Source organism: Streptococcus vestibularis ATCC 49124 (assembly GCF_000188295.1).
In the GTDB taxonomy this organism is placed as follows: Bacteria; Bacillota; Bacilli; order Lactobacillales; family Streptococcaceae; genus Streptococcus; species Streptococcus vestibularis.
Genome location: NZ_GL831112.1, coordinates 1,733,698 through 1,744,094, shown reverse-complemented (window position 1 = coordinate 1,744,094; position 10,397 = coordinate 1,733,698). Strand labels below are relative to the sequence as shown.

At 37.9% G+C, this 10,397-nt stretch carries 11 protein-coding genes and 2 pseudogenes; 11 read left to right on the top strand and 2 right to left on the bottom strand.

The window, feature by feature from the left end; genetic code table 11:
- Positions 1–136: 136 nt before the first annotated feature.
- Positions 137–464 (bottom strand): annotated as a pseudogene (locus HMPREF9425_RS09605) (helix-turn-helix domain-containing protein); the annotation flags it as partial.
- Between the two features lie 303 nt (positions 465–767).
- On the opposite strand from HMPREF9425_RS09605, the pseudogene HMPREF9425_RS09600 reads away from it, so the two are divergent.
- The 4 genes and pseudogenes from HMPREF9425_RS09600 to HMPREF9425_RS08395 all read left to right on the top strand — a co-directional run.
- Positions 768–982, top strand: a pseudogene (locus tag HMPREF9425_RS09600) (transposase); the annotation flags it as partial.
- A 265-nt stretch (positions 983–1,247) separates the two neighbouring features.
- On the top strand, positions 1,248–1,469 hold the full coding sequence (locus tag HMPREF9425_RS10110; RefSeq protein ID WP_003098189.1) for a transposase: 222 nt from the start codon (positions 1,248–1,250) through the stop codon (positions 1,467–1,469).
- A gap of 78 nt (positions 1,470–1,547) precedes the next feature.
- Positions 1,548–1,691 carry a hypothetical protein gene (locus HMPREF9425_RS08400; protein WP_225901374.1) on the top strand — a complete coding sequence of 48 codons (144 nt, stop codon included), beginning with the start codon at positions 1,548–1,550 and terminating at the stop codon, positions 1,689–1,691.
- A 327-nt stretch (positions 1,692–2,018) separates the two neighbouring features.
- Complete coding sequence (locus HMPREF9425_RS08395) at positions 2,019–2,516, top strand: sigma-70 RNA polymerase sigma factor region 4 domain-containing protein (protein ID WP_003095137.1); 498 nt, start codon at positions 2,019–2,021, stop codon at positions 2,514–2,516.
- A gap of 102 nt (positions 2,517–2,618) precedes the next feature.
- On the opposite strand, the gene HMPREF9425_RS08390 is transcribed toward HMPREF9425_RS08395, so the two are convergent.
- Positions 2,619–3,461, bottom strand: coding sequence for a mechanosensitive ion channel family protein (locus HMPREF9425_RS08390; RefSeq protein WP_003098186.1), 843 nt, complete (start codon positions 3,459–3,461; stop codon positions 2,619–2,621).
- A 142-nt stretch (positions 3,462–3,603) separates the two neighbouring features.
- Between HMPREF9425_RS08390 and tig the strand changes: the two genes are divergently transcribed.
- The 7 genes from tig (at position 3,604) to HMPREF9425_RS08355 (ending at position 10,201) form a co-directional block, all read left to right on the top strand.
- On the top strand, positions 3,604–4,887 hold the full coding sequence (tig, locus tag HMPREF9425_RS08385) for a trigger factor (RefSeq protein WP_003095183.1): 1,284 nt from the start codon (positions 3,604–3,606) through the stop codon (positions 4,885–4,887).
- Between the two features lie 157 nt (positions 4,888–5,044).
- On the top strand, positions 5,045–5,620 hold the full coding sequence (gene rpoE / locus HMPREF9425_RS08380; RefSeq protein WP_003098181.1) for a DNA-directed RNA polymerase subunit delta: 576 nt from the start codon (positions 5,045–5,047) through the stop codon (positions 5,618–5,620).
- A 251-nt stretch (positions 5,621–5,871) separates the two neighbouring features.
- The gene (gene pyrG / locus HMPREF9425_RS08375) at positions 5,872–7,476 is read left to right on the top strand and encodes a CTP synthase (RefSeq protein ID WP_002885608.1); all 1,605 of its coding nucleotides are present in this window, start codon (positions 5,872–5,874) and stop codon (positions 7,474–7,476) included.
- Between the two features lie 94 nt (positions 7,477–7,570).
- Entirely contained in the window at positions 7,571–8,041 is a 471-nt protein-coding gene (locus HMPREF9425_RS08370; RefSeq protein WP_003095052.1) for a DUF3013 family protein, read from the top strand.
- 15 nt (positions 8,042–8,056) lie between these two features.
- Positions 8,057–8,503, top strand: coding sequence for an NUDIX hydrolase (locus HMPREF9425_RS08365; protein ID WP_003095049.1), 447 nt, complete (start codon positions 8,057–8,059; stop codon positions 8,501–8,503).
- Complete coding sequence (gene prmA / locus HMPREF9425_RS08360; protein WP_003095067.1) at positions 8,504–9,457, top strand: 50S ribosomal protein L11 methyltransferase; 954 nt, start codon at positions 8,504–8,506, stop codon at positions 9,455–9,457.
- Positions 9,458–10,201, top strand: coding sequence for a 16S rRNA (uracil(1498)-N(3))-methyltransferase (locus tag HMPREF9425_RS08355; RefSeq protein ID WP_003095083.1), 744 nt, complete (start codon positions 9,458–9,460; stop codon positions 10,199–10,201).
- The last annotated feature ends 196 nt before the right edge of the window (positions 10,202–10,397 follow it).

Sequence of the window (10,397 nt, the reverse complement as noted above, 5' to 3'; positions counted from 1 at the left end):
TTCATTTGTCAACTGTAGTTAAGGTTTGACAAAAAGTCTTCGAGCTAGTGGCATATAGGCTTCTGACATATTCATCTTAATAAACTGTATCTTGCTCATCTCAGGACATAACAGTAGGGAGTTGGTCTTTATGTTACTTGAAAGTAAACTGGTCAAGTTTATGATAGACAGTGGACGTTGAGACATGAAGTCTTTTGACAATATCTGTTAGTGATCCCTTTTCAGTAAGGAGTTGTGTAACTTTTTGTCGGACTAGATTTGTAATTTGGTGTTTTTTCTCAACGATTGATGTCTCGACCACAGTGACTCTCTGACACCCTTTACACTGGAAGAAAGCCTTTTCAAGGATATAGTAGTGTTGGTATTCCAGTTTTACTTGAACCTCGATGAGGGTATTTTTTTCAAAAACAAGAGAAATAATGACGTTAGTTTTTTTATTCTGTGGTATTCTGAATAAATCTCATGAGTTCTTCCTAAGAATGGTTTAGTTGCTTTTCATTATAGTTCTTATGGGACTTTTTGGGTACATTCAAAAAAAGCTCTATAATCTCTACAGTGGTTTTACCAACTACAGAAATTATAGAGCCTTGAAAACCACTAGCGGTGCTAGTGGTTCTGAAAAGCTTTTAGCGATATATCAATAATATCTCCCTAAAGTGTTATATTAGATAAGTTTTCCTGATCACTAACTAATATACTAAAGAAAATCCTTGATGTGACAGGATAATAATAGTTTAGTACATACTACAAGGAATTATAAGTATCATATTGTGTTCGCATTAAAATATCGACGTCAGATAATTTATGGAAAATACAAAACAAGTATAGTTCAAATCTTACGATTATGTTGAAATACATAGATCATATTCACATGTTGGTGAGTATACTATATAAACTAATTGTTTCTTCATTTATGGGATATTTAAAGGGTAAGAGTAGCTTAATGATATTTGTCGGAAACGCTAATTTAAAGTATAAATATGAGTGTTGTAAATTTAGTTTTTAGGCTTTTTGTTGATATTGAGACCAGTTAGTCGGGTTATCGAGAAAAGGTGAGATGAAGGAAAACGATTCGGTAGATCTTTAGCGGTGCCTTTCAGCCGAAGAGCAAACCACCCGTGAAAATGATATGATACCTCTTAAGTAGACAAGGTAAATACCTAAAATCTACTTAAGAGGTATTTTTATGTCTAGAAGAGAAAGATTCACCCCCTACGAGAAAGAACAAGCTTGTCTCGATTATATTAATGGTAATCGCTCCAGATCTGAAATATGTAACTGTCTCCATATTTCCACAAGGACGATTCAAGATTGGGCTGCCATCTATAAAAAAATATGGGATTTTAGGATTCACAAAGAAAACAAAAAAACGTTCCTATTCAAAAGAATTTAAAATGGAACTTGTAGAAAAATGTATTAGTGGTGAGGCTTCATCTATTGATTTAGGTCATCAGTATGATATTTCTTAAGGACTTTTAAGAAAGTGGATTAGGATGTATAATGCCAATATAGAACTTAAGGATTACGCTCCAAAACGGGGGCTCTATATGGCAAAAGCAAGACGTAAAACCACTATTGATGAACGCAAAGAGATTGTCAACTATTATGCCATCAAAGACTATACTGTCAAGAGCGTCCACAAAGTAGATATGACTGTAAAACGCCTTTGGAAGTTAGAAGCGCTGTCTTAACATCAGAACATCCTTTGTCATACTCAATCGCTAAGAATAACAAAATTGAAAAGTACAAGTCTAAGTGGTCTGCATAACAAAACAGCCGTACATTTATTTTGTACGACTGACCTTCAAAAACAGACACTTTTTTAGATAGTTAACCTGTCTACTTGACAGGGGGCATATCATAGTGGGTGGTTTTGACTCTATCTCACTCATTCCTCTAATTGTTTTAGCCAAGTTATTTATAGTGACATATATGTCTCTATTTTATTTTTCTACATTCTTTTATAATAGGTCTGTAGTTATCTAATTACAAAATTTATATTTATTATTGGAGGTTCAATGGAACAAGAAGTTTTTGTTCACGCATATGAAACTGTAAGGCCGATTGTACTTAAGGCTTTTAGGCAATACTTTATTCAGCTTTGGGATCAAGCTGACATGGAGCAAGAGGCGATGATGACTTTGTATCAGCTTTTAAAAAAGTTTCCTGATTTAGAGAAAGATGATGATAAGTTACGTCGTTACTTTAAAACTAAGTTTAGGAATCGACTTAATGATGAAGTGAGGCGGCAGGAGTCAGTAAAACGTCAAGCTAATAGACAGTGCTATGTTGAAATCTCAGATATTGCTTTTTGTATTCCCAATAAGGAGCTAGATACGGTTGATAGACTTGCTTATGATGAGCAGCTTAATGCTTTTCGTGAGCAGTTATCATCGGAAGATTCTCTTAAGTTGGATCGATTGTTGGCTGGTGAATGCTTTAGGGGAAGGAAAAAGATGATACGAGAGTTAAGAGTTTGGATGGTTGACTTTGATCCATGTAATGAAGAAGACTGAGTTGAAATTATTCTCTAGTTTGTTTTATTCAATAGTTATGGACATTATTCGTATCAGTTAATTTGTTTATTATTAGTGACTCTTATTATAAGATGAGTTTGTTTATTTTACTTCTATTGTGTTTCCAGTAATTCTTGGAAGTTCAACCTTTTCTTTAAATATAGCTTCTTGGTAAAGTTTTAAGAAGTCTGCATAGATATGGACTTGTTGTCCATTTTTTGTAAAAATGTCAACACGAAAAACAAGTTGTCCGGAAGGTTTTGAAGTTAATCCGATGATATTTGGAGTCCCAATAATTTCAGGATAATTTTCAATGTTGTCTTTATTAACTTGTTGGATAATGCTTGTTACTTTATTGATATCGGTAGAAGTATAGACTGGGATGTCAATTTGAGCTCTCATATCTCCACGAGATTTATTGGAAACGATTTTGATATTACGATTAGGTATAAAATGGAGTGTTCCATCAAAGCCTCGAATCTGAGTAGTGCGGATACCCACAGTAGAAACAAGACCTGTAATGGCTTCTACCTCAACAGAATCACCAACTTCAAATTGATTTTCTAATAAGATGAAAAAACCATTAACGACGTCTGATAGGAAGCCTTGAGCTCCTAGACCAAGGGCAACACCGGCAAGTCCGGCTCCAGCTAGAAGGCTAGATACGGGAACACCCAAAATACTTAGAAGCCAGTATACAAGGAAAAAGTAAAGGATATAGTTCATGCAATTGTGCAGTAGGCGTTCAATAGTTTTTTTACGGGCGGATGTTTGAATGGTCCAGGATAGTGAACGTCCGACAGTATGTTTAAATAAAAAGTTGATAATCTTTTTACTAAGAAGAAAGATGATGAGGAGAATGAGAAGTTTAATCCCTTTCGAAATAAGTACCATTAGGCTTTCTTCGAAATTAAATTGCTGTATATACTTTTGTAAAATATTCATATCTCTAGTTTATCAAAATTTGTAAAAAGAAGCAGTCTCTAACGATTTTCTTGATATTAAATTGGAGAAAAAAACTTTCAAAAGGCTTTGAAATATGGTAAACTAAACTGTATCTATAAAAAATTTTAAGGAGAATGACTACATGTCTGTATCATTTGAAAACACAGCCACTAACCGTGGTGTGGTGACATTTACTATCGGTCAAGATAAAATTCAACCAGCTTTGGATCAAGCGTTTAACAAGGTTAAAAAGAATTTGAACGTACCAGGTTTCCGAAAAGGACACATGCCTCGTGCCGTATTTAACCAAAAATTTGGTGAAGAAGCTCTTTACGACGATGCTTTGAATGCAATTCTTCCATCAGCTTATGAAGCAGCGATTGCTGAACTTGATCTTGATGTTGTTGCACAACCAAAAATTGATGTAAAATCAATTGAAAAAGGTCAAGATTGGACACTTACTGCAGAAGTTGTTACAAAACCTGAAGTAAAACTTGGTGCATATAAAGATCTTGAAGTTTCAGTTGAAGCTTCTAAAGAAGTTACTGATGAAGAAGTTGATGCTAAGCTTGAAAACGAACGCAGAAACTTGGCTGAATTGGTCGTTAAAGAAGGTGCAGCTGAAAATGGCGACACTGTTGTTATCGACTTTGTTGGTTCAGTAGATGGTGTTGAATTTGACGGTGGTAAAGGTGAAAACCACTCTCTTGAACTTGGTTCAGGTCAATTTATCCCAGGATTCGAAGACCAATTGGTTGGAGCAAAAGCTGGTGATGAAGTAGAAGTTAAAGTTACTTTCCCAGAAGACTATCAAGCTTCTGACCTTGCAGGTAAAGCTGCTGTATTTGTTACTAAAGTTAACGAAGTTAAAGCTAAAGAAGTTCCTGCTCTTGATGATGAGTTGGCTAAGGATCTTGACGATGAAGTTGAAACTCTTGATGAGTTGAAAGCTAAATATCGTAAAGAACTTGAAGCAGCTAAAGAAATCGCATATGATGACGCTGTTGAAGGTGCTGCACTTGATTTGGCTGTTGAAAACGCTGAAATCGTTGAATTGCCAGCAGAAATGGTTGAAGACGAAGTTCACCGTGCTATGAACGAATTCATGGGTAACATGCAACGTCAAGGTATCTCTCCTGAAATGTACTTCCAAATCACTGGTACAACTCAAGAAGATCTTCACAAACAATATGAAGCTGACGCTGACAAACGTGTGAAAACTAACCTTGTTATCGAAGCTGTTGCTGCTGCTGAAGGATTCGACGCTACAGAAGAAGAAATCCAAAAAGAAATCAACGATCTTGCAGCTGAGTACAACATGGAAGTATCACAAGTTTCTGCACTTCTTTCACCTGAAATGCTTAAACACGATATCACTATGAAGAAAGCTGTTGAAGTTATCACAAGCACAGCAAAAGTTAAATAATATGACTAAAATCAAGTTTCTGTTGAGACTTGATTTTTTCTTCTATAAATGCTTTGACTATTGACTCTTTTTAGCGTAAAATAAAAGGTAGCGAAAAATTGATTGCTGAGCTATTTCTGATGGAAAGTAGCTTGAGTAAGAATGAAGGAGAACCACTTTGGAACTAGACGTATTTGCTGGACAAGAAAAAAGTGAATTATCAATGATTGAAGTGGCCCGTGCTATCTTAGAAACACGTGGTCGTGATAATGAAATGTATTTCAACGATTTAGTCAATGAAATTCAAAATTACTTAGAAAAATCGGATGCTGATATCCGTAGTGCTTTGCCATTCTTTTATTCAGATTTGAATACGGATGGAAGTTTCATTCCACTAGGTGATAACAAATGGGGCTTGCGTTCATGGTACGCAATTGATGAAATCGATGAAGAGGTCATCACATTGGAAGATACTGATGAAAATGCACCAAAACGTAAGAATAAGAAAGTTAATGCCTTCATGGATGGTGATGAAGATGCTATCGATTATAATGATGATGATCCAGAAGATGAAAACTTCACACCTGATTCTGATAGTCTTGAATATGACGACGATAGCGAAGATGATGAGAAAGCCGAAGTGGAATCTTATGACTCTGAGTTGAATGAAATTATTCCAGATGACGATTTGGATGATGTTGAGTTGTCAGAAGAAGATGATGATGATGACTATGAGGATGAGTCAAACGACTAAGTTTTTATTGACAAATGGTCTTGGATAGTTTAGACTATTTATCGGGCACCTCTTTTGAAGAGGTCGTGATTAAGGCTCCCAGAGTAAAACTCTTGGGGGTCATTTTTGTTTTTAGTCATTTACTGGTTTTGTTGATATTGAGTTACTGAATAGTACTCATGTTGGGCATTGGTAAAGGATTATTTTGATTATTGAATACGGTAATCAATTTGCTATTTTTTATGGTTTTACATTATATTAAAGGAGTTAATATGACAAAATATATTTTCGTCACTGGTGGTGTGGTATCTTCAATTGGTAAAGGGATTGTAGCTGCGAGTCTTGGACGTTTGCTTAAGAACCGTGGTCTTAAGGTAACGATTCAAAAATTCGATCCTTACATCAATATTGATCCAGGGACAATGAGTCCTTACCAACATGGTGAAGTTTATGTCACTGATGATGGTGCTGAAACTGACCTTGACCTTGGTCACTACGAGCGTTTTATTGATATCAATCTTAATAAATACTCTAACGTTACTACTGGTAAGATTTATAGTGAGGTGTTGCGTAAGGAACGTAAAGGTGAGTATCTAGGTGCGACTGTTCAGGTAATTCCTCATATCACAGATGCTTTGAAAGACAAGATTAAGCGTGCAGCGACAACGACTGATTCAGATGTCATTATCACTGAAGTTGGTGGTACGGTTGGTGATATTGAAAGTCTTCCATTCCTTGAAGCGCTTCGTCAAATGAAGGCTGATGTGGGTTCTGACAATGTTATGTATATCCACACAACGCTTCTTCCTTATTTGAAGGCTGCTGGTGAAATGAAGACAAAGCCAACGCAACACTCTGTTAAGGAATTGCGTGGTTTGGGTATCCAACCAAATATGTTGGTTATTCGTACAGAACAACCTGCTGGTCAAGGAATCAAGAATAAATTGGCTCAGTTCTGTGATGTTGCACCTGAGGCTGTTATCGAATCACTCGACGTGGAACATATCTATCAAGTGCCACTTAATATGCAGGCTCAAGGTATGGATCAAATCGTTTGTGATCATTTGAAACTGGATGCTCCAGCTGCAGATATGACAGAGTGGTCTGCTATGGTTGATAAGGTACTTAATCTTAAGAAGACAACTAAGATTGCTCTTGTCGGTAAGTATGTGGAGCTTCACGATGCTTACTTGTCAGTGGTTGAGGCACTTAAACACTCTGGTTTGGCAAATGATACTGCCATTGATATTGACTGGGTCAATGCTAATGATTTGACTGCTGAAAATGTTGCTTCTCGTTTGGCTGACGCTGATGGTATCATCGTTCCTGGTGGTTTCGGTCAACGTGGTACTGAAGGTAAGATTCAAGCTATTCGTTATGCACGTGAAAATGATGTGCCAATGTTAGGTGTCTGTCTCGGTATGCAATTGACATGTATTGAGTTTGCTCGTCATGTCCTTCACTTGGATGGCGCTAATTCAGCTGAGCTTGATCCAAACACAAAATATCCAATTATCGATATTATGCGTGATCAAATTGACATTGAAGACATGGGTGGTACTCTTCGTCTCGGTCTTTACCCATGTAAGTTGAAACCAGGTTCTAAGGCTGCTGCAGCTTATGGCAACCAAGAAGTTGTTCAACGTCGTCACCGTCACCGTTATGAATTTAATACTAAGTTCCGTGAACAGTTTGAGGCTGAGGGCTTTGTATTCTCAGGTGTGTCACCAGATAATCGTTTGATGGAAGTTGTAGAACTCCCAGACAAGAAATTCTTTGTGGCAGCTCAATACCACCCAGAATACCATAGCCGTCCAAACCATGCTGAAGAACTTTACACTGCCTTTGTGACAGCAGCGGTTGAAAATGCTAAATAATAAACTAGGACAGAGTGGGACAGCCTACTCTGTTTTTTATTGGCTCCTTTTATGCTAAAATAAAGGGAATAATAAGAAAGAACGAGGAAAACAAATGGCTAAATTCGGCTTTTTGTCAGTATTAGAAGAAGAATTGGATAAGCACCTGGACTATGATTTCGCTATGGACTGGGATAAAAAGAATCACGCTGTAGAAGTAACGTTTATACTAGAAGCACAAAACAGTAGCAATGTGGAGACTATTGATGATAAGGGTGAAGTGTCTGATGAAGATGTCATTTTTGAGGACTACGTGCTCTTTTACAATCCAGCAAAATCGCGTTTTGATGAAGAGGACTACCTAGTGACAATCCCATATGAACCTAAGAAAGGTCTATCCCGTGAGTTTTTAGCTTATTTTGCAGAAACCCTAAATGAGGTAGCAACAGAAGGCTTGAGTGACTTGATGGATTTTCTATCTGATGATGGACCTGAGGAATTTGGTTTGGCTTGGGACAAAGATGCATTTGAAAAAGGGAAAGCTCAACTTGAAGAGAAGGAATTTTTTGCTTATCCAAGGTATTAAAGGGAGCGAAAAGGGATGGATGCTTATTTAAAAGATCAATTTGATTTTACAGGTGTTAAGGCTGCCTTACTCGTAGAGCAAAGTATTTTGGTCATTCTCAGAGATAATAAACCAGATATTCCTTGGCCCAATATGTGGGAGTTGCCAGGTGGTGGAAGAGAAGGTCAAGAAACGCCTCTTGAATGTCTTCAACGTGAGGTCTGGGAGGAGCTGGGATTGACTTTGACAGAGGAATCGATTATTTGGTCGAAAATCTATCCTAGTATGTTGGATAAAGATAGGTCAGCTGTCTTTGTGGTTGGCCGAATTAGCCAAGAGCAGTATCGTGAGATTCGTTTTGGTGACGAGGGACAGGCATTTAAGCTAATGCCTGTAGAGGATTTTATAAAAGTAGAAGGTGTCATTCCCCAGTTGCAGGAACGCTTTAAAGACTATTTAGTAGGAAAGGAAACGGAGAATTAAATGGACAAATGGCAAGAATTAACGATTGAGGTTAATCGTGAGGTCGAAGAGGCGGCTTCTAATATTTTAATTGAATCTGGTAGTCAAGGTGTGGCTATTGATGATAGTGCAGATTATTTGGAAAATGCGGACCGTTTTGGGGAACTTTATCCTGAGGTTGAGCAGGTTGAGACAGTTAAAATTACGGCTTATTATCCGGAATCAGTAGATATCGAGGCCATTACTAAGCAGGTTAATGAGCGTTTGGCTGAGTTGACGGATTTTGGTCTTGAAACGGGAGATATTCACTTGGCTACTCAAGAATTGGTTGAAGAAGATTGGGCTGAGAATTGGAAAAAATACTATGAACCAGCACGAATTACTCATGATTTAACCATTGTACCGTCATGGACAGATTATGAGGCATCAGTGGGTGAGAAGATTATCAAGCTAGATCCTGGCATGGCCTTTGGAACAGGGACACATCCAACGACTAAGATGAGCCTTTTTGCACTCGAACAGGTGCTTCGTGGTGGCGAGACTGTGATTGATGTGGGAACTGGATCGGGTGTCCTCTCGATTGCTAGCTCTCTTCTGGGAGCTAAGGAAATCTATGCCTATGACCTTGACGACGTAGCAGTTCGAGTGGCACAGGAAAACATTGATATGAATCCTAGCATGGAAAATATCCACGTTGCTACGGGAGATCTTTTGAAGGGTGTGACTCAAGAATCTGATGTTATCGTGGCTAATATTTTGGCGGACATTCTCATTCATCTGACGGAAGATGCCTACCGTTTGGTTAAGGACGAAGGTTATTTGATTATGTCAGGGATTATCTCTGAAAAATGGGATATGGTGCGTACATCGGCTGAGAAAGCAGGTTTCTTCCTAGAAACTCACATGGTTCAGGGAGAGTGGAATGCTTGTGTCTTCAAGAAGACAGATGATATTTCAGGTGTGATTGGAGGCTAAATGCAACAATATTTTATAAAGGGGCAGATGGAAAATCCAGTAATCATCAAAGACAAGGATACTGTGAAGCATATGTTTAACGTTATGCGTTTAGCAGAGGATGATCAGGTTGTCTTGGTTTTTGAAGACGGTATCAAGTATCTTGCACGTGTGACTGACCGTGAGAATCATGTCTTGGAAGTGATTGAAGTTTTAAATGAGAATGTTGAGATGCCTGTATCTGTAACCATTGCTTCTGGTTTTCCCAAGGGAGACAAGTTGGAGCTGGTGACACAAAAGGCAACAGAGCTTGGAGCTCAGGCTATTTGGGGCTTCCCTGCCGACTGGTCTGTGGTTAAGTGGGATGGTAAGAAGCTTGCCAAGAAGGAAGATAAGCTTGACAAAATTGCTCTAGGAGCTGCAGAACAATCCAAGCGTAATCGTGTTCCAGAAGTCAGATTGTTCGAGAAGAAGGGAGAATTTCTATCAGAATTAGATAATTTTGATAAGATTTTTATCGCCTATGAGGAAACAGCCAAAGCAGGCGAGTTGGCTACTCTAGCTCGTGAGTTGGCTCATGTAGAGAGTGGTCAGAAAATTCTCTTTATCTTTGGACCAGAAGGTGGTATTTCTCCGTCTGAGATTGATGCATTTGAAGAAGCTGGTGGCGTTAAGGTTGGCCTTGGACCGCGTATTATGCGGACGGAAACAGCTCCCCTCTACGCTTTGAGCAGTGTGAGTTATGCCCTAGAATTGAATAACTAAGAGAAAGTTGGCTTTGTTCCAACTTTTTTGTATTTGACACTTTTAGGCTGAGGTTTGATCTTGGCTTTTCTTTTGCATGAAAAATTGAGCATTTTTAAAAAAGTTTATACTCTTATTTAGATTAAATATAATTGTATTATCTTTATAAAAGTGGAAGATTTTTAATGAAAACGAATCGTTATGTGATTCAATCTGC

Bases quoted from the DNA above. Each gene is read 5' to 3' on its own strand.
- HMPREF9425_RS08395 (WP_003095137.1), top strand. From the start codon at position 2,019: ATGGAACAAGAAGTTTTTGTTCACGCATATGAAACTGTAAGGCCGATT.
- HMPREF9425_RS08370 (WP_003095052.1), top strand. From the start codon at position 7,571: ATGGCTAAATTCGGCTTTTTGTCAGTATTAGAAGAAGAATTGGATAAG.
- pyrG (WP_002885608.1), top strand. From the start codon at position 5,872: ATGACAAAATATATTTTCGTCACTGGTGGTGTGGTATCTTCAATTGGT.
- HMPREF9425_RS10110 (WP_003098189.1), top strand. From the start codon at position 1,248: ATGGTAATCGCTCCAGATCTGAAATATGTAACTGTCTCCATATTTCCA.
- prmA (WP_003095067.1), top strand. From the start codon at position 8,504: ATGGACAAATGGCAAGAATTAACGATTGAGGTTAATCGTGAGGTCGAA.
- HMPREF9425_RS08400 (WP_225901374.1), top strand. From the start codon at position 1,548: ATGGCAAAAGCAAGACGTAAAACCACTATTGATGAACGCAAAGAGATT.
- tig (WP_003095183.1), top strand. From the start codon at position 3,604: ATGTCTGTATCATTTGAAAACACAGCCACTAACCGTGGTGTGGTGACA.
- HMPREF9425_RS08355 (WP_003095083.1), top strand. From the start codon at position 9,458: ATGCAACAATATTTTATAAAGGGGCAGATGGAAAATCCAGTAATCATC.
- HMPREF9425_RS08365 (WP_003095049.1), top strand. From the start codon at position 8,057: ATGGATGCTTATTTAAAAGATCAATTTGATTTTACAGGTGTTAAGGCT.
- HMPREF9425_RS08390 (WP_003098186.1), bottom strand. From the start codon at position 3,461: ATGAATATTTTACAAAAGTATATACAGCAATTTAATTTCGAAGAAAGC.